Origin of the sequence: Polaromonas sp. YR568 (assembly GCF_943372955.1) — a bacterium.
Taxonomy (GTDB): Bacteria; Pseudomonadota; Gammaproteobacteria; order Burkholderiales; family Burkholderiaceae_C; genus Polaromonas.
In genome coordinates this window covers 207,278-234,005 of the sequence record NZ_CALSAL010000003.1, presented here as the reverse complement: position 1 = coordinate 234,005, position 26,728 = coordinate 207,278, and the positions used below count along the sequence as shown (strand labels likewise).

General features: G+C 63.5%; 26 protein-coding genes. 9 read left to right on the top strand and 17 right to left on the bottom strand.

Annotated elements, in window-relative coordinates:
• Nucleotide 1: 1 nt before the first annotated feature.
• On the bottom strand, nt 2-613 hold the full coding sequence (locus AAG793_RS11330; RefSeq protein WP_341908277.1) for a hypothetical protein: 612 nt from the start codon (nt 611-613) through the stop codon (nt 2-4).
• Between the two features lie 154 nt (nt 614-767).
• On the opposite strand from AAG793_RS11330, the gene mpl reads away from it, so the two are divergent.
• Nucleotides 768-2,207 carry a UDP-N-acetylmuramate:L-alanyl-gamma-D-glutamyl-meso-diaminopimelate ligase gene (mpl, locus tag AAG793_RS11325; protein ID WP_341908274.1) on the top strand — a complete coding sequence of 480 codons (1,440 nt, stop codon included), beginning with the start codon at nt 768-770 and terminating at the stop codon, nt 2,205-2,207.
• Nucleotides 2,208-2,243: 36 nt separating this feature from the next.
• Here mpl and AAG793_RS11320 read toward each other — a convergent pair whose 3' ends face one another.
• The 6 genes from AAG793_RS11320 to rodA all read right to left on the bottom strand — a co-directional run bounded on the left by AAG793_RS11320 (nt 2,244) and on the right by rodA (nt 8,136).
• Complete coding sequence (locus AAG793_RS11320; RefSeq protein ID WP_341908272.1) at nt 2,244-2,555, bottom strand: hypothetical protein; 312 nt, start codon at nt 2,553-2,555, stop codon at nt 2,244-2,246.
• 100 nt (nt 2,556-2,655) lie between these two features.
• Entirely contained in the window at nt 2,656-3,780 is a 1,125-nt protein-coding gene (locus AAG793_RS11315; RefSeq protein WP_341908270.1) for a 3-deoxy-7-phosphoheptulonate synthase, read from the bottom strand.
• A gap of 263 nt (nt 3,781-4,043) precedes the next feature.
• Nucleotides 4,044-5,567 carry a metalloprotease TldD gene (gene tldD / locus AAG793_RS11310; protein ID WP_341908268.1) on the bottom strand — a complete coding sequence of 508 codons (1,524 nt, stop codon included), beginning with the start codon at nt 5,565-5,567 and terminating at the stop codon, nt 4,044-4,046.
• Between the two features lie 70 nt (nt 5,568-5,637).
• Nucleotides 5,638-5,970 carry a YegP family protein gene (locus tag AAG793_RS11305; RefSeq protein ID WP_341908266.1) on the bottom strand — a complete coding sequence of 111 codons (333 nt, stop codon included), beginning with the start codon at nt 5,968-5,970 and terminating at the stop codon, nt 5,638-5,640.
• Nucleotides 5,971-6,112: 142 nt separating this feature from the next.
• The gene (locus tag AAG793_RS11300; protein ID WP_341908265.1) at nt 6,113-6,985 is read right to left on the bottom strand and encodes an NAD(P)-dependent oxidoreductase; all 873 of its coding nucleotides are present in this window, start codon (nt 6,983-6,985) and stop codon (nt 6,113-6,115) included.
• Complete coding sequence (rodA, locus tag AAG793_RS11295; protein WP_341908263.1) at nt 6,982-8,136, bottom strand: rod shape-determining protein RodA; 1,155 nt, start codon at nt 8,134-8,136, stop codon at nt 6,982-6,984. The genes AAG793_RS11300 and rodA overlap by 4 nt, the downstream gene beginning before the upstream one ends.
• Nucleotides 8,137-8,201: 65 nt before the next feature.
• On the opposite strand from rodA, the gene AAG793_RS11290 reads away from it, so the two are divergent.
• The 8 genes from AAG793_RS11290 to ruvC all read left to right on the top strand — a co-directional run bounded on the left by AAG793_RS11290 (nt 8,202) and on the right by ruvC (nt 15,749).
• The gene (locus tag AAG793_RS11290; protein ID WP_341908260.1) at nt 8,202-8,801 is read left to right on the top strand and encodes a YqiA/YcfP family alpha/beta fold hydrolase; all 600 of its coding nucleotides are present in this window, start codon (nt 8,202-8,204) and stop codon (nt 8,799-8,801) included.
• Nucleotides 8,802-8,879: 78 nt separating this feature from the next.
• The gene (locus tag AAG793_RS11285) at nt 8,880-10,940 is read left to right on the top strand and encodes an RNB domain-containing ribonuclease (protein WP_341908258.1); all 2,061 of its coding nucleotides are present in this window, start codon (nt 8,880-8,882) and stop codon (nt 10,938-10,940) included.
• Between the two features lie 84 nt (nt 10,941-11,024).
• Entirely contained in the window at nt 11,025-11,873 is an 849-nt protein-coding gene (locus AAG793_RS11280; protein ID WP_341908256.1) for a TonB C-terminal domain-containing protein, read from the top strand.
• 58 nt (nt 11,874-11,931) lie between these two features.
• The gene (gene aroE, locus AAG793_RS11275) at nt 11,932-12,768 is read left to right on the top strand and encodes a shikimate dehydrogenase (protein ID WP_341908255.1); all 837 of its coding nucleotides are present in this window, start codon (nt 11,932-11,934) and stop codon (nt 12,766-12,768) included.
• 10 nt (nt 12,769-12,778) lie between these two features.
• Nucleotides 12,779-13,540 (top strand): transglycosylase domain-containing protein, encoded by a 762-nt coding sequence (locus AAG793_RS11270; RefSeq protein WP_341908253.1) that lies wholly within the window; start codon nt 12,779-12,781, stop codon nt 13,538-13,540.
• A gap of 20 nt (nt 13,541-13,560) precedes the next feature.
• Entirely contained in the window at nt 13,561-14,193 is a 633-nt protein-coding gene (locus tag AAG793_RS11265) for a lysophospholipid acyltransferase family protein (RefSeq protein ID WP_341908250.1), read from the top strand.
• A gap of 10 nt (nt 14,194-14,203) precedes the next feature.
• Nucleotides 14,204-15,184: a phosphatidate cytidylyltransferase gene (locus AAG793_RS11260; RefSeq protein ID WP_341908248.1), complete on the top strand. Its 981-nt coding sequence runs from the start codon at nt 14,204-14,206 to the stop codon at nt 15,182-15,184.
• Between the two features lie 16 nt (nt 15,185-15,200).
• On the top strand, nt 15,201-15,749 hold the full coding sequence (gene ruvC / locus AAG793_RS11255) for a crossover junction endodeoxyribonuclease RuvC (RefSeq protein WP_341908247.1): 549 nt from the start codon (nt 15,201-15,203) through the stop codon (nt 15,747-15,749).
• Between the two features lie 14 nt (nt 15,750-15,763).
• Here the strand turns inward: ruvC and AAG793_RS11250 are convergent, their stop codons facing one another.
• The 10 genes from AAG793_RS11250 to murD form a co-directional block, all read right to left on the bottom strand.
• Complete coding sequence (locus tag AAG793_RS11250) at nt 15,764-15,940, bottom strand: hypothetical protein (protein WP_341908245.1); 177 nt, start codon at nt 15,938-15,940, stop codon at nt 15,764-15,766.
• 17 nt (nt 15,941-15,957) lie between these two features.
• Nucleotides 15,958-16,881, bottom strand: coding sequence for a UDP-3-O-acyl-N-acetylglucosamine deacetylase (gene lpxC, locus AAG793_RS11245; protein ID WP_341908243.1), 924 nt, complete (start codon nt 16,879-16,881; stop codon nt 15,958-15,960).
• 215 nt (nt 16,882-17,096) lie between these two features.
• Entirely contained in the window at nt 17,097-18,326 is a 1,230-nt protein-coding gene (gene ftsZ / locus AAG793_RS11240) for a cell division protein FtsZ (protein ID WP_341908241.1), read from the bottom strand.
• Between the two features lie 143 nt (nt 18,327-18,469).
• A complete protein-coding gene (gene ftsA / locus AAG793_RS11235) occupies nt 18,470-19,699 on the bottom strand; it encodes a cell division protein FtsA (RefSeq protein ID WP_341908239.1) in 1,230 nt (409 codons plus the stop codon).
• A gap of 4 nt (nt 19,700-19,703) precedes the next feature.
• The gene (locus AAG793_RS11230) at nt 19,704-20,501 is read right to left on the bottom strand and encodes a cell division protein FtsQ/DivIB (protein WP_341908424.1); all 798 of its coding nucleotides are present in this window, start codon (nt 20,499-20,501) and stop codon (nt 19,704-19,706) included.
• Between the two features lie 8 nt (nt 20,502-20,509).
• Complete coding sequence (locus tag AAG793_RS11225) at nt 20,510-21,481, bottom strand: D-alanine--D-alanine ligase (RefSeq protein WP_341908238.1); 972 nt, start codon at nt 21,479-21,481, stop codon at nt 20,510-20,512.
• A complete protein-coding gene (gene murC, locus AAG793_RS11220) occupies nt 21,478-22,893 on the bottom strand; it encodes a UDP-N-acetylmuramate--L-alanine ligase (RefSeq protein WP_341908236.1) in 1,416 nt (471 codons plus the stop codon). Before murC ends, AAG793_RS11225 begins: the two co-directional genes overlap by 4 nt.
• Nucleotides 22,890-23,972 (bottom strand): undecaprenyldiphospho-muramoylpentapeptide beta-N-acetylglucosaminyltransferase, encoded by a 1,083-nt coding sequence (gene murG / locus AAG793_RS11215; protein WP_341908234.1) that lies wholly within the window; start codon nt 23,970-23,972, stop codon nt 22,890-22,892. Before murG ends, murC begins: the two co-directional genes overlap by 4 nt.
• Nucleotides 23,969-25,225, bottom strand: coding sequence for a putative lipid II flippase FtsW (gene ftsW, locus AAG793_RS11210; RefSeq protein WP_341908232.1), 1,257 nt, complete (start codon nt 25,223-25,225; stop codon nt 23,969-23,971). Before ftsW ends, murG begins: the two co-directional genes overlap by 4 nt.
• On the bottom strand, nt 25,222-26,727 hold the full coding sequence (gene murD / locus AAG793_RS11205; RefSeq protein WP_341908229.1) for a UDP-N-acetylmuramoyl-L-alanine--D-glutamate ligase: 1,506 nt from the start codon (nt 26,725-26,727) through the stop codon (nt 25,222-25,224). The genes ftsW and murD overlap by 4 nt, the downstream gene beginning before the upstream one ends.
• Between the last annotated feature and the right edge of the window lies 1 nt (nt 26,728).

The window sequence follows — 26,728 nt, the reverse complement described above, 5'->3', positions numbered from 1 at the left end:
ATCAGGCTCCAGTTTTTCCGTGTTCTTGCGTAAGTAATTTTTGCACGGCCGCCAGATCGCCCCGGGGTGTACGGCCTTTGGCATCGGGTCGGAGAGCGCCGCGCAAGTCGTCGTGGTCGTACACCATCAAGTGCACACCCACGGTTTCATTGAGCGGCTTGCACAGGCTGCGCAGGCTGAGCGCTTCCACCTGATCGCCCGTGAACCCGGTCACCGTGCGCGGCTCGTAGTCCACGTTGTGCTCAATCAGGGCGATTTCAGCCGACTTCGGGTCGTCGCAAAACAGCTGGATATAAATGTCAGACAGCCGGGTGGCCGTGCCATGCCAGACGGCGCCGCCGAGATAGGGGCGAAATTGCGCCAGCCGCTCCATCCAGACCAGGGCGAGTTCGCGCAGGGCAGCCAGTTCCACCGGCTGGGTGTCTGCACAAAACACGGAGATGTACTCACGCACCGCATCTTCTACCAGGTCATTGCCAGGCAGTTCGGTCCTGGGCGGCAAGCCCATCTGCTTGAGAGCGCGGCGCTTGGCCGGGCCGTACTCCAGCCCCTCTTCCACCACCATGGCAGCTGCGGTGGCCGCAATTTCGGCGCTGAGGGTGGAGGTGGTCATGAATAAGGACAAGAAGTGAGCGCCGGGGCGGTCGCTGCACAAGCCGCTCATTGTGCCCAAGTCGGGAACGCCTGCCGGCTCTGGGGGCAAGGGTGTGCAGGTCGGTGTGTAGGCCTGTGCTTTGACATATCAGGCCCTGCCTAGAATGCAGGCCATGCACATACATATATTAGGCATCTGCGGCACCTTCATGGGCGGCCTGGCGGCGCTGGCCCGCGAATCCGGCCACAAAGTCACCGGCTGTGACACCGGCGTCTACCCACCCATGAGCGACCAGCTGCGCGCGCTGGGCATCGAGCTGGTCGAGGGCTATGGCGCCGACCAGATGGCGTTTGCGCCCGATGTGTTCGTGATCGGCAACGTGGTCTCCCGCGCCCGCCTGCCGGACGGCATGCCCAAGTACCCCTTGATGGAGGCGATTCTCGACAGCGGCCTGCCTTACACCAGCGGCCCGCAATGGCTGTCAGGCCACGTGTTGCACCACCCCACCCATCACCCGACCGGGCCGCGCCATGTGCTGGCCGTGGCCGGCACCCACGGCAAGACCACCACCACCGCCATGCTGACCTGGATTCTGGAGTGCGCCGGCATGAAACCGGGCTTCCTGGTCGGTGGCGTGCCGCTCAACTTCGGCGTCTCGGCCCGGCTGGGCGAGGGCAACACCTTTGTGATTGAGGCCGATGAGTACGACACCGCCTTTTTCGACAAACGCAGCAAATTCGTGCACTACCGCCCGCGCACCGCCCTGCTGAACAATCTGGAGTTTGACCACGCCGACATTTTTGATGACCTCGCGGCCATCGAGCGGCAGTTCCATCATCTGGTGCGGACCGTGCCCTCACGCGGCCGGGTGGTGATCAATGCGACCGAGGACAGCCTGCAGCGTGTGCTTGAAAAAGGCTGCTGGAGTGAGCAGACACTCTTCGGCACCCATTCACGCAACCAGACCGGCTTCACCGCACACGGCGAGCCGCACGACTTCCAGGTGCTCAAGGCAGGCGAGCCGGTGGCGCGGGTGCAGTGGACCCTCAGCGGCGTGCATAACCAGCTCAATGCTCTCGCCGCCATGGCTGCAGCCGAGCATGTGGGCGTGAGCCCGGCGGCTGCCGCCGAGGCGCTCGCCAGCTTCCAGAACGTCAAGCGCCGCATGGAAGTACGCGGCGTGGTTCGCAAAAACAGTGATGACGGCAACGGCGAGATCACGGTATATGACGACTTTGCGCACCACCCCACCGCCATCCAGACCACCGTCGACGGCTTGCGCCGCCAGCTCAACAGCAGTGGCCGGCAGGACGACCGCATCCTGGCGATCTTCGAGCCACGCAGCAACACCATGAAGCTGGGCACGATGACCGCGCAGCTGCCCGACAGCCTCGCACAGGCCGACCTGGCTTTCTGCCACAGCGGCGGACTGGACTGGGATGCGCGCGCCGCATTGGCACCGATGGGCGCACGGGCGCAGGTCGCAAGCACGATTGACGAACTGGTCGCGCAGGTTTCAGCGGTGGCAAGGGCGGGCGACCATTTGCTGTGCATGAGCAACGGCGGGTTTGGCGGCATTCACGCCCGGCTGTTGCAGGCGCTGAAGCCCTGACCAGCCGGCGGCCCGGGGGCCAGTGGCCGGCAGGCGTCAGTAGCTGATGCTCAAGCCCGGCACATCCACATGCACCACCGGCTTGCCCAAGGCGGCACTGGCCGCGCGGGCAAACTCCATCGCCCATTTCGGGTCGGAAAATCGGTCCAGGCCTCCAGCCTGAGCCACCACCACGACCTTGTCGGCCGTCAACAGCTTGCCGGTGGGGCGCAGCGGCTCGCATCCCATCTGGGTGAACTGGTCGTCCAGCCACCAGCGTGCCACGTCGTGCGGCATGGGCTGCACTTCGTTGAGGTCGAGCCGCACCGGAGGGCTGCCCTTGAAGGTCACACTGACTTCACTGCGCATGGCGGGCTCCTGAGTTCATGAGCCCCATGGTGAGCCGAGGGGTAAGGAGCAGCAATTCGCGGAAACCCGCAAACCTGCTCCGCCCGGCCGGCGCTCCAGATTACTTCTTCGCGCGCCGGGCCAGCACCGCCTGTGACAGCGCTTCCAGCACATCCAGCGACGGCTCCCAGCCCAGGCAGGCATCGGTGATGCTCTTGCCGTATTCCAAGGCGCTCGCGTCGTCTTTGCCGGGGGTGAACTTTTGTGCCCCCGCGTTGAGGTGGCTTTCCACCATCAGGCCGAACACCTGCTTCGAACCACCCGCCACCTGACCAGCGATATCGCGCGCCACGTCGAGCTGTTTCTCGTGCTGCTTGGAGCTGTTGGCGTGGCTGCAGTCCACCATCAGCGTGGCCGGCAGTTTCGACGCTTCAAGCTCCTTGCAAGCCGCAGTCACACTGGCAGCGTCGTAGTTCGGCGTCTTGCCGCCGCGCAGGATGACATGGCAGTCCTTGTTGCCGTTGGTCTGCACGATGGCGACCTGGCCGTTCTTGTGCACCGACAGGAAGTGGTGGCCGCGCGCGGCCGCCTGAATCGCGTCGGTGGCAATGCGGATGTTGCCGTCGGTGCCGTTCTTGAAGCCGATCGGTGCCGACAGGCCCGAAGCCAGCTCACGATGCACCTGGCTTTCGGTGGTGCGCGCGCCAATCGCACCCCAGGAGATCAGGTCACCGATGTACTGCGGCGAAATCACATCGAGAAACTCGCTGCCGGCGGGCAGACCCATGCGATTGATGTCGATCAGCAACTGGCGCGCAATGCGCAGGCCTTCGTCGATGCGGTAGGTTTCATCGAGGTAGGGGTCGTTGATGAGGCCCTTCCAGCCGACAGTGGTGCGCGGCTTTTCGAAGTACACCCGCATGACGATTTCCAGCGTGCCTTCGTACTTCTTGCGCTGCTCCAGCAGTTTGCGGGCGTATTCCAGCGCCGCATTCGGGTCATGAATGGAGCACGGGCCAATCACCACCAGCAGGCGGTCGTCCTTGCCGGCAATGATCTGGTGGATGGCCTTGCGCGTCTTGCTGATCAGCGATTCGATGGCGGTGCCCCGGATCGGGAAGAAGCGGATGAGGTGTTCGGGAGGGGGAAGCACGGTGATGTCCTTGATGCGTTCGTCGTCGGTCTGGCTGGTCTTCTCGACGTTCGCATACCAGCTGTCGCTGGGGGAGGTGGCTTTGGCATTCATCGCAGGCTTCCTTTTCTGGCGTTTGTTGTGTTCAGTGATGTCGTTGGGTTCGGAGAATTCGCAAATGGAGAAATCGGCAGGGGCAAAAAAAAAACCGCCGGAGCCCGGCGGTTTCTGGAGATTTGCTGCGTGACTTCAGGGTTACGCAAAGATCTCTCTACCGCCGGTGGCGCTTGAGAACCAAAAGTAACCAAAATAAAACTTCGCAGCTGTCATGGTTCGAAATGTAGCACAGGTCTTTGACAGAGCCGTCAAGAGGACGGTCAGGCGGTTCCGCCGACCGTGAGACCATCAATGCGCAGGGTCGGCTGACCGACGCCCACCGGCACGCTCTGGCCTTCCTTGCCGCAGGTGCCCACACCGCTGTCGAGCTGCATGTCGTTGCCCATCATCGTGACCCGCGTCAGCGCGTCGGGGCCGTTACCCACGATGGTGGCGCCTTTCACGGGGTAAAGAATCTTGCCGTTCTCGACCCAGAAGGCCTCACTGGCCGAAAACACGAACTTTCCGGAGGTGATGTCAACCTGCCCGCCGCCAAAGTTGGTGGCGTACAGGCCCTTCTTGATGCTGGCGACGATTTCCTCGGGCTGCTTGTCGCCATCCAGCATGTAGGTGTTGGTCATGCGCGGCATCGGCACATGGGCGTAGCTCTCGCGGCGACCATTGCCGGTGGGCTTGACCTTCATCAGTCGGGCATTCAGCGAATCCTGGATATAACCCTTCAGGATGCCGTCCTCGATCAGCACATTGCGCTGGCTGGCATGGCCCTCGTCGTCGACATTGAGCGAGCCACGGCGGTCGGCGATGGTGCCGTCATCCAGAACCGTGACGCCCTTCGCTGCCACACGCTGGCCGATTTTTCCGGAGAAGGCGCTCGAGCCCTTGCGGTTGAAGTCGCCTTCCAGCCCGTGACCAATGGCCTCATGCAACAAGATGCCGGGCCAGCCGGAGCCGAGCACCACCGTCATTTCGCCGGCGGGCGCCGGGCGCGCTTCGAGGTTGGTCAGCGCGGCCTTCACCGCGTCGTTGACGTATTCGGCGATCTGCGCATCATCGAAATAAGCTAGGCCGAAACGACCACCGCCGCCGCCGGAGCCGACTTCGCGCCGGCCCTTCTGCTCGGCAATCACCGTGACGCTCAGGCGCACCAGCGGGCGCACATCGGCCGCCAGCGTACCGTCGGCGCGCGCCACCATCACCACGTCGTATTCACTGGCCAGGCCCGCCATCACCTGCACGATGCGCGGGTCTTTGGCCTTGGCAAACTTTTCCACTTTCTCCAGCAACTTGACCTTGGCGGTGCTGTCCAGCGTGGCAATCGGGTCCAGGTCCTGGTAGAGCGAGCGGCTGCTGGCGATTTTCTGCGCTGGCGTCTTGACGCGACCAGCCCGACCCACTGCCGAGATGCTGCGCACCGTGCGGGCTGCGTCGAGCAGTGAGGCTTCAGAAATATCGTCGGAATAGGCGAACGCGGTTTTCTCGCCGCTGACGGCACGCACACCCACGCCTTGGTCGATGCTGAAAGAGCCCGTTTTCACGATGCCCTCTTCCAGACTCCAGCCTTCGCTGCGGGTGTACTGGAAGTAGAGGTCGGCGTCGTCGACGCCGTAGGACGTGATTTCGCCCAACGCGCGGCGCAGATGCGATTCGGTCAGACCAAACGGCGCCAGCAGCAGTTTCTGCGCGATCTCCAGCCGCCCCGCAGTGGACTGCGTCGTGGGGCGCACCGTCGAGGAGGTCGTCGAGGCGTTGGTGGCAGAGGCCGCGGAGGAACGAAGTGAGGTCATCCAGCCATTGTAGGCAGTCTGCCCCCGGAGCGCAGACCGCGCGGGACTGACCCTGCCTGTCAGGCAACCATCAACCTGCCTCGACCGTAGAGGCCCCCGGCGCGTTGGTTTTGCAGGACTCAATGCCGTTGTCACGCGCCGAGGTACTGGAGTACATCTCGCTCATGCCAATCACCTGACCGTTGGCCGCTTTCAGGGTGAAGTAGGGCGAGCCATCCTTGCCCACCAAGCGTTCGTAGCGGCTGTCGTCTGCGGCGTTTTTCTTCACCGACTCGATGCCGTTGGTCGCGCTGGCCTTGGTTTCATACATCTCGCTGCCCAGAATCTTCTGTCCGTTGCCGGCCAGCAGCGAGAAAAAGTACTTGTCGTTCTTGGACTTCTTGAGTTCAAACTTGCCTGCCATGGATGCTCCTCGGAGGTGATTGCCGATTGGGGTCGTTGGCGAAACAGCCAACATCAGCCTTTGTACGCGCTGGCAGCCAGAGGCGCAGCAGAAAAACCGTAACAAATGGCGACACGGGGCGCTCGGCGGCCCCGGCGAGCGCTCAGGAACGGCCGCCGAGCAGCTTGAACAGCGCCGCGTCGTCCTCCTCGGCCCATCCGGCCGCATGCGCCTGAGCAAAGGCCGCACTGGCCGGGCCACCCAACAGACTGGCAAAACCGGCTGAACGCGCCATCTCCATGGCAAGGCGCGTGTCTTTCTCCAGCAGCGTGACATGGGCGCGGGGGGCGTAATCGCCAGCCAAGGCGCGCCGCATGCGGTCGATGCCGATCCAGCTCTGCCCGCTGGACTGCTCGATCACATCCAGCGTTTTGGCCAGATCCAGCCCGATGCGCTGGGCCAGCGCCATGGCCTCGGCCGCACCGACCAGATTGATGCCAGCCAGCAGATTGTTGACCAGCTTGGTGCGCGCGCCATCGCCCGGCTTTTCGCTGATGTGGAATACCCTGGAGGACAGCGCCTTGAGCAACTCGCCCGCCGCCGTCACCACCGCCTGCGGCCCGGCCACCATCAGGCTCATGCTGCCGTCGCGCGCGCGGGCAGGGCCGCCCGACATCGGGGCATCGAGCGTGTGCACGCCCTGCTCTGCCAGACGCGCGGCGAAGGCCTCAACATCTTCGGGCGCCAAGGTCGGGCAAAGCAATACCGTGTGGCCCGGTTGCAGCCGCTGGGCCAGACCCCGCGGGCCAAACAGCACCTCGCCAGTCTGCGGTGCATCGACCACGCAGACGATGTGCACCGACGCATTCACAGCCGCTTGAGCAGGCGATTCGAGGACTTCTGCGCCGAGCAACTGCAGCGCTTCAACCTTGGCGAAATCAATATCGCAGACATCCACCGCCCATCCGCGCGCCAGCAGATTGGCGGCCATGCCGCCGCCCATGTTGCCCACGCCGATGACGCTGACGCGGTTCATGATTGAACCAGGCGCTTGGTCTTGGCAACAGACATCAACATGCCGATGGCCACGCCAAGCGTCACCATGGCCGTGCCGCCGTAGCTGATGAAGGGCAAGGGCACGCCCACCACCGGCAGGATGCCGCTGACCATGCCCATGTTCACAAAGGCATAGGTGAAGAAAATCATCGTCAACGCCCCCGCCAGCAGCCGCGCAAACAGCGTGGATGCCTCCAGCGCAATCGCCAGTCCGCGCAGGATCAGGAAGATGAAACCGGCAATCAGCAACAGGTTGCCAATCAGGCCAAACTCTTCGGAGTAGGCGGCAAAAATGAAGTCGGTGGTGCGCTCGGGAATGAATTCCAGATGGGTCTGCGTGCCGGCCATGAACCCCTTGCCCACCAGACCACCGGAGCCGATGGCGATCATGCCCTGGATGATGTGAAAGCCCTTGCCCAGCGGGTCGCGGGTGGGATCCAGCAGCGTGCAGATGCGTTGCTGCTGGTAGTCATGCAGCACCGCCCATCGCACGCCGTCGGCACACAGCTGCGGTTCGTTCCAGATCAGAAGAATGGCACCCACCACGCTGATCAGCACCGGTGGCACGATCAGCTTCCAGCTCAGACCTGCGAAGAAAATCACCGCCAGACCAGCCGCCATCACCAGCAGCGAGGTGCCCAGATCGGGCTGCTTCATGATGAGCCCAACCGGAATGGCCAGCAACAACCCGGCCGCCACGAAATCGAAGGGGCGCAGCTGGCCCTCGCGCTTCTGGAACCACCAGGCCAGCATCAGCGGCAGGGCAATCTTCATCAATTCGCTGGGCTGGATGACCACGCCCACATTCAGCCAGCGGCGTGCGCCTTTCTTGGTGAGCCCGAAAATGGCCACGGCAATCAGCAGCGCCACGCCGATGGTGTACAGCGGCACGGCAAATGTCATGAGTCGCTGCGGCGGCACCTGCGCCACCACGAACATGATGGCGCCGGCAATCAGCATGTTGCGGCCGTGGTCCATGAAACGCGTCCCGTGGTCGTACCCGGACGAATACATGATCAGCAGACCCGCGCAGGCCAGCAAAAAGACGGCGAAAGCCAGCGGGCCATCAAAGCCCTGCAGCAGCGGCAAGGTACGCTGGTAAAGCGAGGGTTTTTCAAAAGCGGCGGCCATGGGTGGATTATCCGACAGCGGGGCGCTCTTGCCGCCTGAAAACCACCTTCATTTAGCATGGCGGCATGCGCACCACCCACCTGCTTTACCTGCACGGCTTTCGCTCCTCGCCCCAGTCGGCCAAGGCGCGCAAGATGGCCGAGGTGATGCGGACGCGATTTCCGGCGGTGCACTGGTGGTGCCCGCAATTGCCGCCCTCCCCCGGCGAGGCCATGCAACAGATCATGGCCGGCGTTGCCGGGTGGCAGGCCAGCGGAGCACTGACGGACGGCTTGGCAGTGATCGGCTCCTCCCTCGGTGGGTTTTACGCCACCGCAGTCGCCGAACGCACCGGCTGCAAGGCCGTGCTGCTGAACCCGGCCGTCGAACCGGCACGCGATCTGGCCCGCTACATCGGCGAGCAGACCAGCTGGCACGACCCCGGCGAGCGCTTTTTCTTCGAGCCCCGCTACGTCGATGAACTCAAGGCCCTGCACGCCGGGCCACTGAGGGCGCCGCAAAACTACCTCGCCGTGATCGCCAAGGGCGACGAGGTGCTGGACTGGCGCGAGATGACGGCCCGCTACGCTGGGGCAAAGCTCCGCCTGCTGGAAGGTGGCGACCACGCCCTGAGCGACTTTGACGACCACCTACCGGCGATTCTGGCGTTTCTGGGCCTGGACTGAAGGGCGGGGCCGGGTTGCCCCGCCACCCGGCTGTTTACACTAGCCTCAAGTCACCACAGACCCTCAAGGGATCCCGTTTTGTTTGTATTGTTTGAAGAGACCGGCAAGTTTTTGGCCGGCCGTATCCTGTCCGAGAGCGACGCGTCGCTGCAGGTCGAGCTCGACTCCGGCAAGCGCGTCAAGGTCAAAGGCGCCAACGCGCTGCTGAAATTTGAAAAGCCATCCCCCGCCGAACTGGTGGCTGCAGGGCTCAAGCTGAGCGAAGACATCGAACTCGACCTCGCGTGGGAATTCGCCAGCGAAGACGAATTCGGTTTTGCCGATCTGGCGCGCGACTATTTCAGCTCTGATGCCAGCCAGCCGGCCAGCGTGCAGCAGCAGGCCGCTGCTCTCTTTCGCCTGTATGACGCGCCGCATTACTTCCGCCGGGCCGGCAAAGGGCGCTTCAAAAAGGCCCCAGCCGAAATCCTGCAACAGGCACTGGCCGCCATTGAAAAGAAAAAGGCTGTCGCCGCGCAGATCACCGCCTGGGCGGACGAGCTGGGTACCGGGCAATGCCCCACGCCGATTCGCGACCAGCTTTACAAAATCCTGTTCAAGCCGGACAAGAACAGCGCCGAATACAAGGCGGTGGTCGAGGCCTCGCGCGCCACGCACATGGCGCCGCTGGAGCTGCTGAAAAAGGCCGGGGCCATCAACTCGCCCTACCAGTTCCACTGGAAGCGCTTCCTGTTCGAGAATTTCCCGAAGGGCACCGCGTTTCCGGCCGTGCAGGCCCCGGCCATCAAGGACGAACTGCCGCTGGCCGAGGTGCGCGCCTTCTCCATTGACGACTCCGCCACCACCGAGATCGACGACGCGCTGTCTGTCACCGGCCTGGGCAGCGGCACCATCACGCTGGGCATTCACATTGCAGCTCCCGGCCTCGCCGTGCTGCCGGGCAGCCCGGTGGACCAGCTGGGCCGCGCACGCCTGTCCACCGTGTACATGCCAGGCTACAAGCTCACCATGCTGCCCGATGACGTGGTGCAGGCCTACACGCTCCAGGAAGGCCGCAACTGCCCGGCCGTGTCGCTGTACGTCATGCTCGACGAAGCCACGCTGGACATCCGCGCCAGCGAAACCCGGCTGGAGCAGGTGCCCATCGTCAGCAACCTGCGCCACGATGTGCTTGACAGCACTTTCACCGAAGCCTTTTTTGAGGCCGCGCAGAACAATCCGCCAGGCGACGTCGCATGGGGCACGGAGCTGAGCTTTCTGCACCGCCTGGCGAAGCACCTAAAGGCACAGCGCGAAGTGGTGCGCGGCAAGCCGGAGAACTTCAACAGGCCCGACTACAACTTCCGCCTTGACAACCCTGCTGGCGTGGAGCCGCAGGGCGAGGAGAAAGTCAGTATCAGCACCCGCCAGCGCGGCGCGCCGCTTGATCTGATCGTGGCCGAGGCGATGATTCTGGCCAACAGCACCTGGGGCCAGTGGATGGCCGAACACGGCGTGCCGGGCATTTACCGCAGCCAGGCCAGTCTGGCGCCCGGCGTCAAGGTGCGCATGGGCACCAAGGCGCTTCCGCATGCCGGCATCGGCGTGAAAAGCTATTCATGGGCCACTTCGCCCTTGCGCCGCTACACCGATCTGGTCAACCAGTGGCAGATCATTGCCTGCACGCGCCACGGCCGCACCGCAGCGCTGGCTGCGCCCTTCAAGCCGAAAGACGCCGAGCTGTTTTCCATCATCTCCGGTTTTGACGCCGCCTACAGCGCCTACAACGGATTCCAGGCTGGCATCGAGCGGTACTGGACGCTGAAGTACCTGACGCAAAACAGCATCTCGGAAATCACAGCCACCGCCTTCAAGGACAACCTGGTGCGCGCCGACGATCTGCCGCTGGTGCTGCCGGTGATGGGCGGCCAGGGCCTGCCGCGCGGTGCACGGGTGCGCGTCAAGCTGGGGGCCATCGATGAAATCACCCTCGATGTCTCGGGCAGCATCATCGAACGCCTTGACGCGCCGCTGGACGAATCGCCCGACCCGCTCGGCGAGGAAGACGGTGAGTCGGAGATGGCCGCCGGCCCGATTTCGATTGCCGTGGATGTCAACGAGCCCGCTGCGGAAACAGCCGCAGCCGCCTCGGCACCTTGAGCCTGTGGTGTGGGGTGTGGCGTGGCCGCTGCACGGGTAAGAACCGGGGCGAACACGGCCGATAAAGCCCGATAATCCGGGTCTGTGAAGTCACTCAGCACCCTGCACATTGCCCTGGGCGTCTCCATCGCGGTTCATGCGGTGCTGTTGACCGTCCGCTTTGTCGACCCGGAGCGCTTCAACCGGGTCTTCCAGGACACACCGCTGGAAGTGATTCTGGTGAACGCGAAGTCCAACACCCGGCCTGATACCGCCAAGGCAATTGCCCAGGCGTCGCTGGCCGGTGGCGGCGACGCAGAAAAAGGCCGCGCCACCTCACCCCTGCCACCGTCCGCGCTGACGTCGCTGGGCGACGCCAATGAAGACGCCCAGCGCAAGGTCGAGTCGCTGCAGGAGCAGCAGATGCAGCTGCTGGCGCAGGTCAAGAAAGCCTTGGCCACCATGCCACCGCCCGACATGCGGCTGCCCGCTGACAACCCGGCGCGGGTGGAGCAGGAAGAAAAGCGCAGGCAGCTGGTCAAGATCCTCGCCGAGATTGAAAAGCGCATCAACGAAGAAAACGCCAGACCGAAGAAGCGCTACATCAGCCCCGCAACACGCGAGGAGGTCTACGCCATCTATTACGACGAGCTGCGCCGCAAGATCGAAGACCGGGGGACGACCAATTTTCCCGAGCAGGCAGGCAAGAAGCTCTACGGCGAGCTGACCATGGTGCTGACCGTCAATTTCGACGGCAAGGTGCTCGACACCGAGGTGGTGCAGACCTCTGGCAGCCTCACGCTGGATCGCCGGGCGCAGACGATTGTGCGCAGCAGCGGCCCCTTTGGCGCGTTCAGCGATGCCATGCGGCGCAAGGCCGACCAGATTGTGGTGGTCTCCACATTCAAGTTCACCCGGGACGACACGCTGGAGACCCGGCTCACCGGTCAGTGAGATCGTCACCCCGTCGTCATCACCGTTCCCTTCTTTCGCCCTCCCTCACTCGCACTTCATGGACCAGTACTACGTTCTCGGCAACCCGGTGGCGCACAGCAAGTCGCCACAGATTCACGCCCGCTTCGCCGAGCTGACCGGACAAAGCCTGCGCTACGACCGCCTGCTGGTGCCTGTCGACACTTTTGCTGCCACGCTGGCAGAGCTGGTGGCACTTGGCACGCGCGGCTGCAACGTTACCGTGCCCTTCAAGTTCGAGGCTTTTGAAGCCGCCACCTCGCGCAGCGAACGCGCCCAGCTCGCCGAGGCCGCCAATACCCTGGTGATCCAGGGCCAATCGATTCACGCCGACAACACCGATGGCGCCGGGCTGGTCAACGACATCCAGCAGAACGCGGGCGTGTCGCTGAAGGGCCGCGACGTGCTGCTGATCGGCGCTGGCGGCGCCGCAGCGGGCGTGCTGGCGCCCTTGCTGCACGCGGCACCCCGCCGCCTCGTGCTGGCCAACCGCACGCACGCCAAGGCCGAGGCCATGGTGCAGCGCCACCGCGATCACGCCTCGCTGCAGGGCCTTTGGGCGACGACCGAGTTGCTGGCCTCCAGCCTGTCCGACATCGCCGGCCCATTTGACGTGGTCATCAACGCCAGCGCCAGCAGCCTGGCCGGTGGCGATGTGCCGGTGGCGGCCAGCGTGCTCAAGCCTGGCGCGCTCGCCTACGACATGATGTACGGCCCCGCTTCGGCCGGCTTCATGACCTGGGCTCGCGAGCACAGTGCCACGCCGCGCGACGGGCTCGGCATGCTGGTGGAGCAGGCGGCAGAGGCCTTTGCGCTGTGGCGCAACGTCCGGCCCCCTGCTGCTCAGGTGCTGGCCGAGATGCGGCTAGCAGGATGAAGGGCGTCCAATGAAAGCGCTGCTCAGGCTCATCGTGCTGATGGTGCTGGCAGGCCTCGCGCTGCAGCTTTATTTTGTGGGCCGCATCGCGATGATGGCGGTAATGGCGCCTGAATCCACTGCCTTCCAGCGCTCCGAGGTGTACCGGGTGGCAAGCAGCACCGGCACGCTGAAATGGCGTCAGCAATGGGTGCCCTACGATGCTCTTTCGGACAATCTCAAGCGCGCGGTCATCGCCTCCGAAGACGCCAGCTTTGCCGAGCACGACGGCGTGGACATCGTGGCCCTGGAAAAAGCGTGGGACAAAAACGCCAAGGCCGAACAGCTCGCCGAAAAACGCGCCGCGCAGTCCACCAGCAAGCTCGCGCCCAACAAGCCGGCCGCCGCAGCGCCCAAGCCCGCGAAGATCGTCGGTGGCTCCACCATCACGCAGCAGCTGGCCAAAAACCTGTTTCTTTCCGGCGAACGAACCCTGCTGCGCAAAGGCCAGGAGCTGGTGCTGACGCTGATGCTGGAGGCCCTGCTCAGCAAACAGCGGATTCTGGAGATTTACCTCAACAGCGTGGAGTGGGGCGAAGGCGTGTTCGGGGCTGAAGCTGCGGCTCAGCATTACTACCGCAAGCCGGCTGCACGGCTCAGCCCTTATGAAGCTGCCCGCCTGGCGGTGATGCTGCCGCGGCCGAGATACTTCGAGACCCGGCCTGGCTCCGGCTACCTGGCCTCGCGTGCCGGCACCATCACCGCCCGCATGGGCGGCGTTGAGCTGCCCTGAGCAGACACCGAACGGGCTCCATGCGCAGCGACATCTCCCCCTTTCTGGCCCGCGTCTTCGGCCTGTTGTTGCTGGGTTTTGTGCGCCTGCTCACCGGCGCGCAGGCACGCTGGCAAGGCTGCCCACCCAAGGCCGAGCAGCGCATCTACTTTGCCAACCACCAGAGCCATGCCGATCTGGTGCTGATGTGGGCGGCGCTGCCTGAAGAGTTGCGCAGCATCACCCGGCCGATTGCCGCCAAGGACTACTGGACGAAGACACCACTCAAGCAGTGGATCACCCGCGCCGTGTTCAACGCCATTTACGTGGACCGCACCAAGACCACCGATCAGGACCCGCTGGAGCCCCTCATCGAGGCACTGAACCAGGGCGACTCCATCATCCTGTTCCCCGAAGGCACGCGCGGCAACCAGGAGGAGCCGCAGGCCTTCAAGTCGGGCCTCTACAACCTGGCGCAGAAGTTTCCGCAGGTGGTGTTGGTGCCGGCGTGGATCAACAACGTGCAGCGCGTGATGCCCAAGGGCGAAGTGGTGCCGGTGCCCATCCTGTGCTCGGTGACCTTCGGCGCGCCGATCGCGCTGGGCGCGGGTGAGGACCGCAGCACCTTCCTGGCCCGCGCCCGGCAGGCGGTGATGGACTTGCGCGAATCATGAGCACCTTCTCATGAACACCTTTCTGCGTAACCTGTCGCCCAGCCATCAGGTGGGTTTGCTGTTCGTGCTGTTATTCGGCATCCTGACGCTGGTCACGGTGGCGGTCTTCATCCTGTCGCTGAAAGACCGCCACGAAGACGACCTGCACACCCAGAAGCTCAAGGACTTCAACAGCCTGCTCCGCACCTCCTGGCTGATGTCCACCGTGTTCTGGATCGGCTGGACGCTGGGCGAGACCATGGCCACCGTGTTGTTTGGTCTGGTGGCGTTTCTAGCGCTGCGCGAATTCATCACGCTCTCGCCCACGCGGCAGGGCGACCACCGCAGCCTGGTACTGGCTTTCTTCGTGGTGCTGCCAATGCAGTTTGCGTTGGTGATCACCCGGCACTTTGATCTGGTGACCGTGTTCATCCCGGTCTACGTGTTTTTGGCGATTCCAGTGGTGAGCGCGCTGGCCGATGACCCGCACCGCTTTCTCGAACGCAACGCCAAACTGCAGTGGGGCATCATGGTCTGCGTTTACGGCATGAGCCATGTGCCCGCCTTGCTGCTGCTGAAGTTTCCCAACTACGCGGGCAAGAATGCCTTTCTGGTGTTCTTCCTCGTTTTCGTGGTGCAGACCTGCATGGTCGTGCAGCATCTGGTGAGCCAGCGCCTGCGTCGCCCACCGCGCGCACCCAACGTCAGCAAGAGCTTCAACTGGACGAGCTGGCTGATCGCCGTGATCGCGGCGAGCTTCCTCGGTGGATTGATGGCGGGCCTGACGCCCTTCAAGCCCGCGCAGGCGGTGGCCATGGCCCTGATCGCCTGTGTGGCGGGCTCGCTCGGGCATCTGGTGATGAAGGCGCTCAAGCGCGACCGCGGCATCACCAACTGGGGCAGTGAAGGAAAATCCGTCACAGGCGCCAGTGGCCTGCTCGACCGGGTCGATGCGCTGTGTTTTGCGGCTCCGGTGTTCTTCCATTCGGTCCGCTGGTACTTCGGCCTCTAGTTGCAAGGCGATGAACATGCGCATTCTTGGCATTGATCCGGGCCTGCAGATCGCCGGTTTCGGCGTGATCGATGTGGATGGCCACGCGCTCAGCTACGTCGCCAGCGGCACCATCAAGACAGGCCATCTCGAAACCGGCAACCTGCCAGGTCGGCTGAAGGTGCTGTACGACGGTGTGCGGGAAGTGGTGGCACGCTACCAGCCCGACCAAACCTCCATCGAGATCGTGTTTGTCAACGTCAACCCGCAGGCCACGCTGCTGCTGGGCCAGGCCCGCGGCGCCTGCATCACGGCGCTGGTCTCGTGCGATCTGCCAGTGACGGAATACTCCGCACTGCAGATGAAAAAGGCCGTGGCAGGTTACGGCAAAGCGGGCAAGCCTGAGGTGCAGCAGATGGTGATGCGCCTCTTGAAGTTACCCGCACTGCCCGGCAAGGACGCCGCCGATGCGCTGGGGCTGGCCATCACCCATGCGCATGTGGGCGCTGCCACGGCACGACTGGTCAAGGCCGGAAGCCTGGGCAGCACGACGCACGGGAATTACAAGGACGGGCGCAGCCGCTAGGCGCGCGGCTCGAATCAGGCGATGCGCTCGAGAATCAGCACGCCGAAAAAACCGAAGGCCGCAATCAGCGTCCATTTGAGGATGATCAGCCCCCATCGCTTGAAGCGGGCTTGCCCGGTGCCGGCGTAGAACATGAACGACACCACGGCAGCCAACAGCAGCAGCAAGATGAGCCAGCGGAACAGCAGCATGAAGATCGCCCGCCCGCTTACCAGGCACGCGCCAGCGTGGCAAAGCCCTGCGGGGCCTTCTTCTCGTCTTCAAAGGTGACGACTTCCCAGGCGTCCTGATGCGCCAGCAGCTCGCGCAGCAGCTTGTTGTTCATCGCATGGCCGGAGCGGAAGGCGCTGTAGGCGGCCAGCAGCGGCTTGCCCAGCAGATACAAATCGCCCATGGCGTCGAGTATCTTGTGCTTCACGAACTCGTCGTTGTAGCGCAGGCCTTCGCTGTTGAGTACCTTGTAGTCGTCCATCACGATGGCGTTGTCCAGACCACCACCCAGTGCAAGCCCGTTGGCGCGCATCATTTCCACGTCCTTGGTGAAGCCAAAGGTGCGGGCCCGTGCGATGTCGCGGGTGTAGGCGCCTGAGCCCATATCGAACTCCACACGCTGGCCGGTCGAATCCACCGCAGGGTGGTCAAAGTCGATCTCGAAGCTGAGCTTGTAGCCGTCGTAGGGCGCCAGGCGCGCCCACTTCACGTTGGCGCCCTCGCCGTCACGCACTTCTACCGGCTTGATGACCCGAATGAAACGCTTGGGTGCCGCCTGCAAGGCAATGCCTGCCGACTGCAGCAGGAACACGAACGAAGCCGCAGAGCCATCCAGAATCGGCACCTCTTCGGCGGTGATGTCCACATACAGGTTGTCGATGCCCAAACCGGCACAGGCCGACATCAGGTGCTCTACGGTGTGCACCTTGGCATCGCCATTGGAAATGGTTGAGGCCAGCCGCGTATCGGTCACAGAGAGGGCTGAAATCAGAATGTCCACCGGCTGCGGCAGATCCACCCGCCGGAACACAATGCCCGTGTCAGGCGCCGCCGGCCGCAAGGTGAGCTCCACCCGCTGACCACTGTGCAGGCCCACGCCCACAGCTTTGGTCAGTGACTTGAGGGTTCTTTGAGCGAGCATGATGCTATTTTAAGTGGTGGGTATCCCTCCCACAGGCAGGGATACCAATGGCGCGAATAGTCAGCCCGTATGAGCGAGCGTCGATTACCAAACCGGCGATTGATGGGATGGAAAGCGTAGCGAGCGGCCCTAGCTTGCGTTGAGAAGCGCAGCCGTACACAGGTACGGCGAGCATCACAAACGCAAGATCGGGTCGCGCAGTAGCTTTACACCCATCAATCAGCTTGTTTGCGGAGGAAGGCGGGAATCTCGAAATCGTCCATGCCCCCCGAAGACAACGCATCCACCTTCGCAGCCGCCTGCGTCCGGTTGGTCCGCCACACGCTCGGTGTGGACATGTTGCCGTAGTCAGGCTGGGCCGATCCCATGCCGACCGACTGACCCCCAGCATTGCCTGCGGTGGTGCTGAGTGTCGGCACGTTGAAAGGCACGTTGTCGGTACCGGTGCGCAGCACCTGCAGCGGCGGCGCGTGGCGGCGGGTGCCCTGGCGGCTCAGGCCAGTCGCGACCACGGTCACGCGGATGTTGTCACCCAGTTCGTCGTCGTAGGCGGTGCCGTAGATGACATGCGCATCAGGCGAAGCGTAAGCGCGGATGGTGTTCATCGCCAGCTTGGATTCGCTCAGCTTGAGCGAGCCCTTGGCTGCAGTGATCAGCACCAGTACGCCCTTCGCGCCTGAGAGGTCAATGCCTTCCAGCAGCGGGCAGGCCACGGCCTGTTCAGCAGCGATGCGGGCACGGTCTGGCCCTGCAGCCACAGCGGTGCCCATCATGGCCTTGCCAGGTTCACCCATCACGGTGCGCACGTCTTCAAAGTCGACGTTCACATGGCCAGGCACATTGATGATCTCGGCAATGCCGCCCACGGCGTTCTTCAGCACGTCGTTGGCGTGCGCGAAGGCCTCGTCCTGCGTGACGTCGTCACCCAGCACTTCGAGCAGCTTCTCGTTGAGCACCACGATCAGCGAATCGACATTGGCTTCGAGCTCTGCCAGCCCGAGATCCGCATTGGTCATGCGACGACCGCCTTCAAACTCGAAGGGCTTGGTCACCACGCCCACGGTGAGGATGCCCATTTCCTTGGCGATGCGGGCAATCACCGGCGCTGCGCCGGTGCCAGTGCCGCCCCCCATGCCGGCGGTGATGAACAGCATGTGCGCGCCGTCAATCGCCGTGCGGATGTCATCCACTGCCAGTTCCGCAGCTTCGCGGCCCTTGTCGGGCTTGCTGCCGGCACCGAGGCCGCTGCCGCCGAGCTGGATGGTCTTGTGCGCGTTGCCACGGCTCAGGGCCTGTGCGTCGGTGTTGGCGCAGATGAATTCCACGCCCTGCACGCCGCACGCGATCATGTGACCGACCGCATTGCCGCCGCCGCCGCCCACGCCGATCACTTTGATCTGTGTGCCTTGGTTGAATTCTTCGATTTCGATCATTTCGATGCTCATTGGGAGCCTCCAGTTCTTGAATTGCAGTTGCCAGAAAGTTGTTGATGGTTCTTGTTGTCGATGCAGCGCTCACGCAGGGGGATCAGCGCCTCCCGAATGGATACAACGCGAGTGCCGGCTCATGAAGACAGAAAATTGGATCATCAGAAATTCCCCACAAACCAGTCTTTGACGCGACCGAAAGCGTTGTGAACACTGCCTGCTTTTTGTGCGACCTTGTAGCCGCGCATGCGTGCCGTGCGAGCCTCTTCCAGCAGACCCATCACGGTGGCAGCACGGGCCTGCGCCACCATGTCTGACAGCGCACTCGAGTAGCGCGGAATGCCGCGCCGTACCGGCTTGAGAAAAATGTCTTCGCCCAGCTCGACCATGCCGGGCATCACCGCACTGCCACCGGTGATGACGATGCCGGATGACAGCACCTCTTCGTAACCGGACTCGCGGATCACCTGCTGCACCAGAGAGAAAATTTCTTCGATGCGCGGCTCGATCACACCAGCCAGCGCCTGCCGGCTCAGCATGCGCGGGCCGCGGTCGCCGAGGCCCGGCACTTCGACCTGCGTTTCCGGGTCGGCCAGCAGCTGCTTGGCACAGCCGCTTTCGACCTTGATGTCTTCAGCATCCTTGGTGGGTGTACGCAGCGCCATCGCGATGTCGCTGGTGATCAGGTCACCGGCAATCGGAATGACGGCGGTGTGGCGAATGGCGCCACCGGTGAAGATGGCGACGTCGGTGGTGCCGGCACCGATGTCCACCATCGCCACGCCCAGTTCCTGCTCGTCCTGCGTCAGCACGGCGAGGCTGGAGGCCAGCGGGTTGAGCATCAGCTGGTCCACCTCCAGGCCGCAGCGGCGCACGCACTTGATGATGTTCTCGGCGGCGCTCTGCGCGCCGGTGACGATGTGCACCTTGGCTTCCAGGCGAATGCCGCTCATGCCAATCGGCTCGCGCACATCCTGCCCGTCGATCACAAATTCCTGTGGCTCCACCAGCAACAGACGCTGGTCGGTCGAGATGTTGATGGCCTTGGCGGTTTCAATCACACGCGCCACATCGGCCTGCGTGACTTCCTTGTCCTTGACTGCCACCATGCCGCTGGAGTTGATGCCGCGGATATGGCTGCCGGTGATGCCGGTGTAGACCCGTGCAATCTTGCAGTCGGCCATCAGCTCGGCCTCTTTCAGCGCCTGCTGGATGCTCTGCACAGTGGCATCGATGTTCACGACCACGCCACGTTTCAGTCCATTGCTGGCAGCGATGCCCAAGCCGGCCAGCTTCAGTTCGCCACCGGGCAATACCTCCGCCACCACAGCCATCACCTTGCTGGTGCCGATGTCCAGTCCGACCACGAGGTCTTTGTATTCTTTGGCCATATGTTTACCTTTTCTTCTGTCCGTCTTCTTTTTCACCCGCGACCAGCGTGGTCACCCCTCTGAGCTTGATCGCGTATCCGTTGCTGTAGCGCAGGTCTGCCGATTCGAGGTCTCGCCCGTACTTGGCCGACGCCTGGGTCAGCGTGTCGAGGAAACGGCGCACGCGCGCCTGTACTTCCGCCACCGAGCCATGACCTATTTCGATCACGGCGCCGTTGTCCAGACGGGCCCGCCAGCTGCCCTGACTGGTGAGGTGGAGCTGCTCCAGCACCGTGTCGAACTCATCGAACATCGGTGCCAGCACCTGATGGAGCTGCAACACCAGCGCAGCTTGGCCCTCGGGGCCGCTGAGCAGGGGCAGCGACTCGGCTTCTACATCGCCCGGGTTGGCCTCAAACACCTCGCCAAAACTATTGACGAGACGGGCGTCGCCCTCAGTTCCCCAATAGGCCATCGCCTGATGCTCCTGCAGCTGCACGCGTAGCCGGTTGGGAAACTCACGCTGCACGCGGGCGCTGCGCACCCAGGGCACCGCCTCGAAGGCGGCCCGCGTCCGGCTCAGGTCCACGGTGAAAAAGTTACCGGCCAGCCGCGGCGCGACATTGGCGCGCAGCGTGACGGCGTTGTTGTGCGCGACGTCGCCGATCACGTGGATGGCCGTCAGGTTGAACAGCGGTTGACGCATAAGCCACGACCCTGCCAGACCGAGCAGCATGGCGGCAAACGTCAAGCCCAGCGCACCCGAGAGGGTGTTCATGAGCTTGATATCCACCGGCACAGGCATCGGCTTGGACAAGGGCATGGTGCGCGTCACGGTGTGGCACCTCCGGGCGCGGGGTGGTCCAACGTGGCGGTCTTGAGAACTTCGAGGCACAGGTCCTCATACGACATGCCGGAAGCGCGTGCTGACATCGGCACCAGCGAGTGACCCGTCATGCCAGGCGAGGTGTTGATTTCCAGCATATAGGGCTTGCGCGTGGCGCGGTCAATCATCACGTCGGCACGGGCCCAGCCGCGGCAATTGAGCGTGCGGAAGGCCTGTAGCACCATGGCCTGGATGACGGCTTCTTCGCCGTCGGGCAGACCGCAGGGCACCAGGTACTGCGTGGTGTCGGTGAAGTACTTGTTCTGGTAGTCGTAGTTGCCGTCAGGCGCAACGATGCGGATGACGGGCAGCGCCCGCGCGCCGTCGCCAGTCCCCAGCACCGGGCAGGTCACCTCGTCGCCGCTGATGAACTGCTCGCACAGGATGTCGGCATCCAACTGGGCGGCTTGCGCCACGGCAGCAGCCATCTGCGAACGGTCTGTCACCTTGGTCAGACCAATCGAAGAGCCTTCACGGGCCGGCTTCACGATCAGCGGCAGGCCCAGGGTGTCGGGCACAGCCAGCACATCGGCCGCGCTGTAAGCGCCCTTGCGCAGCAGCGCATAGCGCGGCGTCGGAATATTTTCAGAGATCAATACCCGCTTGGTCATGACCTTGTCGATGGCCATGCTCGAAGCCATCACACCGGAGCCGGTGTAGGGAATGCCCAGCAGTTCCAGCGCGCCCTGTACCGTGCCGTCTTCACCGAAGCGGCCATGCAGGGTGATGAAGCAGCGGTCAAAGTCCTCTTTCTTCAGCTCGCTCAAGTCCCGCTCTGCCGGGTCAAAGGCATGGGCGTCCACTCCGCGCGACTGTAGTGCCTTGAGCACACCGCCACCCGACATCAGTGAGACCTCGCGCTCGGCTGAAGCACCACCCATCAGTACGGCAACTTTGCCGAATGTATTTGTGGTCATGCCTTGCCCTCCTCTGCCCAGACGATGTCCACCACCTTGGCCGGCACAGCGCCAATGGAGCCCGCACCCATACACATGACGACATCGCCGCCGCATGCGTTGTCATAAATCGCCTGCGGCATGGCATCAATGTCGTCAATAAAAACAGGCTCGACCCGTCCAGCGACACGGATGGCCCGTGTCAGGGATCGCCCGTCCGCGGCAACGATGGGCGCCTCGCCAGCGGCATAGACCTCTGAGAGCAGCACCAGATCTGCTTCACCGATGACTTTGACAAAGTCCTCAAAACAATCGCGAGTGCGGGTATAGCGGTGCGGCTGGAAAGCCAGCACCAGCCGACGCCCCGGGAATGCGCCGCGCGCGGCAGCCAGCGTGGCGGCCATCTCGACAGGATGATGGCCATAGTCTTCAATCACCGTGAACTGACCGCCATCACGCGCGCGAAGGTCGCCGTAACTCTGGAAGCGCCGGCCGACCCCCTTGAACTCGGCAAGCGCCTTCTGCACAGCCGCATCCGGCACGTTCAGCTCGACCGCTACAGCAATCGCTGACAGTGCATTGAGCACGTTGTGCTTGCCCGCCAGATTGAGCTCGATATCGAGATCCGGCAGGGTCACACCGTTGCGGCGCTGCGCGGTGAAATGCATCTGTGCCCCTACCGCGCGCACATTGACAGCGCGCACCTGAGCGTCTTCGTTCATGCCATAGCTGGTGATGGGGCAGGACATCTGCGGCACGATTTCGCGCACCGCCGCGTCGTCGGTGCACAGGATGGCCGTGCCATAGAAAGGCATGCGGTGCAGGAAGTCGACAAAGGCTTTCTTGAGGTTGCCGAAGTCATGGCCGTAGGTTTCCATGTGATCAGCGTCGATATTGGTGACCACCGCCATCACTGGCAGCAGATTCAGGAAAGACGCATCGGACTCGTCAGCCTCCACCACGATGTAGTCGCCCGAACCCAGCTTGGCGTTGGCGCCGGCGCTGTTGAGGCGGCCGCCGATCACAAAGGTCGGGTCCAGACCACCCTCGGCCAGGATGCTGGCCACCAGGCTGGTGGTGGTGGTCTTGCCGTGGGTGCCCGCAATGGCGATGCCCTGCTTGAGGCGCATCAACTCTGCGAGCATCAGCGCGCGCGGCACCACAGGGATGCGCTTCTCGCGGGCCGCCACGACCTCGGGGTTGTCCTGCTGGACGGCGGTGGACGTGACCACCGCATCAACGGACTCCAGGTTGCCCGCCTGATGACCGACAAAGGTCTTGATGCCGAGGCCTGCCAGACGGCGCAAGGTCGGGCTGTCAGACAGGTCAGAGCCCGACACCACATAGCCCAGGTTGTGCAGCACTTCGGCAATGCCGGACATGCCCGAACCACCGAGACCGATGAAGTGGATGTTCTTGATAGCGTGTTTCATGCAACAAGCTCCTCGCAGGCGGCCACCAGACGATCAGTGGCCTCCAGTTTCTGCAGGGTCTTGGCCTGCTGGGCACGCTGAATGAGTGCGGGTCGGTCAATGGTCTGGAGCATTTCGGCAAGTTTTTCCGGTGAAAGATCACCTTGGGGTATCAACCAGCCACCACCCTGATCCACCAGGAATCGGGCATTGCTGGTCTGGTGGTCATCCACTGCAGCAGGGAACGGGACAAACAGCGCGGCGGCGCCAATGGCGGCGATCTCCGTCACGGTACTGGCACCCGCGCGGCAGATGATCAGGTCAGCCTCGGCGAACGCACCGGCGGTGTCGTCAATGAAGGGCGTGAGCTCAGCCTCTACCCCTGCCGCCTGGTAATTGGCACGGAGTTCATCGAGCTGGCGAGCGCCGCTCTGGTGCAGCACCTGCGGACGCGCCTCGGGCGGCATCAAGGCCAAGGCCTTGGGCACCCGCTCATTGAGTGCCTTGGCCCCCAGGCTGCCGCCCACCACCAGCAGCTTGAGCGGACCGGTGCGCCCTGCAAAACGCTCTGCAGGCGCTGACTGGGCCGTGAAGGCGGGGCGCAGCGGGTTGCCCACCCACTGGGCGTTCTTCAGCACACCGGGGAAGGCGGTGAACACACGGTCAGCAATGCCCACCAGCAACTTGTTGACCATGCCCGCCACCGAGTTCTGTTCGTGCAGCACCAGCGGTTTGCCCAGCAACACGCCCATCATCGCGCCCGGGAAGGTGATGTAGCCACCCAGCCCCACCACCACGTCAGGGCGGACGCGACGAACCACCTGAATGCTTTGCCAGAAGGCCTTGAGCAAACGCATGGGCAGCCAGAACAGGGTGACTGCGCCCTTGCCGCGCACACCCGAAAAGTCAATGCTCTCGAAAGCGAAGCCCCGCGGGGGAACCAGCTGGCTTTCCATGCTGGGCTGGTCCGCGCTGCCGCGACCGCCCAGCCAGTGCACACGCCAGCCGCGCTCTCGCAGGGCCTCAGCGACGGCGAGACCCGGAAAGATATGGCCGCCGGTGCCGCCGGCCATGATCAGAGCGCTGCGCTGGGTGCTCATGCTCGGCCCCCTCGCATCAACAGGCGGTTCTCGTAGTCGATACGCAACACAACAGCCAGCGACACCAGATTCATCAGAATGGCAGAGCCTCCATAACTCATCAGTGGCAAGGTCAAGCCCTTGGTCGGCAGTGCGCCCAGGTTCACACCGATATTGATGAAGGTCTGAAAGCCAATCCAGATACCCACCCCCTGCGCAACCAGCCCGGCAAACAGGCGGTCGAGGGCGATGGACTGGCGACCAATGTGCATGATGCGGCGCGTCATCCACATGAAGAGACCAATCACGGTCAGCACGCCGATCAGACCGAACTCCTCGCCGATCACGGCCATCAGAAAGTCGGTGTGGGCCTCTGGCAGCCAATGCAGTTTCTCGATGCTACCGCCCAGGCCGACGCCGAAAATTTCACCGCGCCCGAAGGCAATCAGCGAGTGCGACAACTGGTAGCCCTTGCCCATCGAGTACTTCTCGCTCCACGGATCGAGGTAGGCAAAGATCCGCTCGCGCCGCCAGTCGCTGAGCATCACCATCAGCGCAAAGGCGACCACCACCACCGCCGAAATCACAAAGAACATGCGGGCATTGACGCCGCCGAGAAACAAAATGCCCATGGCAATCACCGAGATCACCATGAAGGCGCCCATGTCAGGCTCGGCCAGCAGCAGCAGCCCGACGATGGCAATCGCCAGCGCCATCGGCATCACGGCACGGAAGAAGCGCTCTTTCACGTCCATCTTGCGAACCATGTAATCCGCGGCATACAGCAGCACCGCAAACTTCGCGAGCTCAGACGGCTGGAAGTTCATCACACCCAGCGAGATCCACCGACGTGCTCCGTTCACGCCCTTGCCGATAAAGGGAATCAGTACCAGGATCAGAAGCAGCAGCGACAACACAAACAGCCACGGTGCCATCTTTTCCCATGTGGACAGAGGCACCTGGAACGCCAGCACCGCCACCACCACCGCGACGCACAGCGAGAGCACATGCCGCATCAGGAAATGCGTGTGGGCATAGCGGGCAAACTTCGGGTTGTCGGGCATGGCCACCGAGGCTGAATACACCATCACCAGGCCCCACAGCAGCAGGGCCACCGTGACCCACACCAGCGCCTGATCAAAACCCGCCATGCGCACTGCAGGAGTGGACAGCGTGCGCGAGAGGCTTTGCCCGCCCAGCCGCACCGGCAACGCGTCCGACGCCGCCTGGCCGACGCCAGAGAACCAGTCCTTCAGACGATGAGTGGCGCTCATGCAACCACCCCGTGGTCTTGCGCCAGTGTTTGCACGGCGTCACGGAACACCTGCGCCCGGTGCTCATAGTTGTCAAACATGTCAAAGCTGGCACAGGCCGGTGACATCAGCACCGCATCGCCCGCCTGCGCCTGTGCAGCAGCCAGCTTGACGGCATCTTCCATGTCGGCCGCATCCAGCAGCGGTACACCGGTGGATTGCAGGGCCGTTTTGATGAGCGGCGCATCACGGCCAATCAGCACCCCGGCACGAACGTGCCGCGCCACGGGCTCGGCCAGGGGCGAGAAGTCCTGACCCTTGCCCTCGCCGCCCAGAATCACCACCAGCTTGCGCTCAGCGCCTAGGCCTGAAAGAGCAGCTACTGTGGCACCGACGTTAGTGCCTTTGCTGTCGTCAAAGTATTCCACTTCGTTGATGATGGCCACCGGCTCGACCCGGTGCGGCTCGCCACGGTATTCACGCAAGCCGTGCAGCATGGGCGCCAGATTGCCGCCCGCCTCCACAGCCAGCGCCAGTGCAGCCAGTGCGTTGGTCGCGTTGTGCCGGCCACGGATACGCAGCGCTTGTGTGGGCATCAGGCGCTGGATGAACAGTGCCTCTTCTTCGTCCTTGCGGCGTTTGATGGTTTCGTCAGCCACGGCCGCGCGAACCAGCCAAGCCATGCCATTGACGGTTTCGATGCCGTAGTCGCCAGGCCGGCGCGGTTCATCGGCACCGAAGGTGATGTGGCTGCGAACCACCGGTTTGCCCTTGGCGGGCGTGGTCGCCGGTGGCAGCATGGCCATCACCATCGGGTCGTCGCGGTTCAGCAGCATGACCCCCGTGGTACCAAAGACCTGCGCCTTGGCCGCTGCATAGTTCTGCAGGGTTTCATGCCAGTCGAGGTGATCCTGCGTGATGTTCAGCACAGTCGCCACCGTCGGCTCGAAGTTGCGGATGCCATCCAGCTGAAAGCTCGACAGTTCCAGCACCCACACCTCGGGTAGTTCGCCGGCATCCAGCTTTTCACTGAGGGTGTCGAGCAGGGTGGGGCCAATGTTGCCAGCCACGGCTACCAACTTGCCAGAACGCTGCACCAGCTGACCGGTGAGCGATGTCACCGTGGTTTTGCCATTGGTACCGGTGATGCCGATGACCTGTGGCGCGTAGCCGGAGTCTTCCTTCAGGTCGGTCAATGCCTGGGCAAAGAGACTCAGTTCATTGCCACAGGGGATCGCCCGCGACTGCGCCTCGGCAGTGACCGCCGCGATCGACATCGGCGAAAGACCCGGGCTTTTCAGAACCATGTCGAAAGCTATACCTGCCAGCAGGCTCGCGTCCATCGCGCCATGCACAAAAGCCACGCCGGGCAGCGCTGCGCGCAGGGCATCCAGCTGTGGCGGGTGCTCGCGCGTATCAGCCACGGTGACGCTGGCGCCAGAGCGGATGCACCAGCGCGCCAGTGCCAGGCCAGAGGCACCCAGCCCCAGCACCAGAACCTGTTTGTTGGCGAGGTGTTTCATC

Excerpts from the sequence above, each read along its gene's own strand:
- murG (WP_341908234.1), bottom strand. The coding sequence starts at position 23,972 with ATGAGCACCCAGCGCAGCGCTCTGATCATGGCCGGCGGCACCGGCGGC.
- murD (WP_341908229.1), bottom strand. The coding sequence starts at position 26,727 with ATGAAACACCTCGCCAACAAACAGGTTCTGGTGCTGGGGCTGGGTGCC.
- AAG793_RS11230 (WP_341908424.1), bottom strand. The coding sequence starts at position 20,501 with ATGCCCTTGTCCAAGCCGATGCCTGTGCCGGTGGATATCAAGCTCATG.
- ftsW (WP_341908232.1), bottom strand. The coding sequence starts at position 25,225 with ATGAGCGCCACTCATCGTCTGAAGGACTGGTTCTCTGGCGTCGGCCAG.
- AAG793_RS11330 (WP_341908277.1), bottom strand. The coding sequence starts at position 613 with ATGACCACCTCCACCCTCAGCGCCGAAATTGCGGCCACCGCAGCTGCC.
- AAG793_RS11320 (WP_341908272.1), bottom strand. The coding sequence starts at position 2,555 with ATGCGCAGTGAAGTCAGTGTGACCTTCAAGGGCAGCCCTCCGGTGCGG.
- AAG793_RS11225 (WP_341908238.1), bottom strand. The coding sequence starts at position 21,481 with ATGACCACAAATACATTCGGCAAAGTTGCCGTACTGATGGGTGGTGCT.
- ftsZ (WP_341908241.1), bottom strand. The coding sequence starts at position 18,326 with ATGAGCATCGAAATGATCGAAATCGAAGAATTCAACCAAGGCACACAG.
- AAG793_RS11305 (WP_341908266.1), bottom strand. The coding sequence starts at position 5,970 with ATGGCAGGCAAGTTTGAACTCAAGAAGTCCAAGAACGACAAGTACTTT.
- ruvC (WP_341908247.1), top strand. The coding sequence starts at position 15,201 with ATGCGCATTCTTGGCATTGATCCGGGCCTGCAGATCGCCGGTTTCGGC.
- AAG793_RS11265 (WP_341908250.1), top strand. The coding sequence starts at position 13,561 with ATGCGCAGCGACATCTCCCCCTTTCTGGCCCGCGTCTTCGGCCTGTTG.
- rodA (WP_341908263.1), bottom strand. The coding sequence starts at position 8,136 with ATGGCCGCCGCTTTTGAAAAACCCTCGCTTTACCAGCGTACCTTGCCG.
- AAG793_RS11300 (WP_341908265.1), bottom strand. The coding sequence starts at position 6,985 with ATGAACCGCGTCAGCGTCATCGGCGTGGGCAACATGGGCGGCGGCATG.
- tldD (WP_341908268.1), bottom strand. The coding sequence starts at position 5,567 with ATGACCTCACTTCGTTCCTCCGCGGCCTCTGCCACCAACGCCTCGACG.
- AAG793_RS11250 (WP_341908245.1), bottom strand. The coding sequence starts at position 15,940 with ATGCTGCTGTTCCGCTGGCTCATCTTGCTGCTGCTGTTGGCTGCCGTG.
- AAG793_RS11315 (WP_341908270.1), bottom strand. The coding sequence starts at position 3,780 with ATGAATGCCAAAGCCACCTCCCCCAGCGACAGCTGGTATGCGAACGTC.
- lpxC (WP_341908243.1), bottom strand. The coding sequence starts at position 16,881 with ATGCTCGCTCAAAGAACCCTCAAGTCACTGACCAAAGCTGTGGGCGTG.
- murC (WP_341908236.1), bottom strand. The coding sequence starts at position 22,893 with ATGAAACACGCTATCAAGAACATCCACTTCATCGGTCTCGGTGGTTCG.
- AAG793_RS11270 (WP_341908253.1), top strand. The coding sequence starts at position 12,779 with ATGAAAGCGCTGCTCAGGCTCATCGTGCTGATGGTGCTGGCAGGCCTC.
- AAG793_RS11260 (WP_341908248.1), top strand. The coding sequence starts at position 14,204 with ATGAACACCTTTCTGCGTAACCTGTCGCCCAGCCATCAGGTGGGTTTG.
- aroE (WP_341908255.1), top strand. The coding sequence starts at position 11,932 with ATGGACCAGTACTACGTTCTCGGCAACCCGGTGGCGCACAGCAAGTCG.
- mpl (WP_341908274.1), top strand. The coding sequence starts at position 768 with ATGCACATACATATATTAGGCATCTGCGGCACCTTCATGGGCGGCCTG.
- AAG793_RS11290 (WP_341908260.1), top strand. The coding sequence starts at position 8,202 with ATGCGCACCACCCACCTGCTTTACCTGCACGGCTTTCGCTCCTCGCCC.
- ftsA (WP_341908239.1), bottom strand. The coding sequence starts at position 19,699 with ATGGCCAAAGAATACAAAGACCTCGTGGTCGGACTGGACATCGGCACC.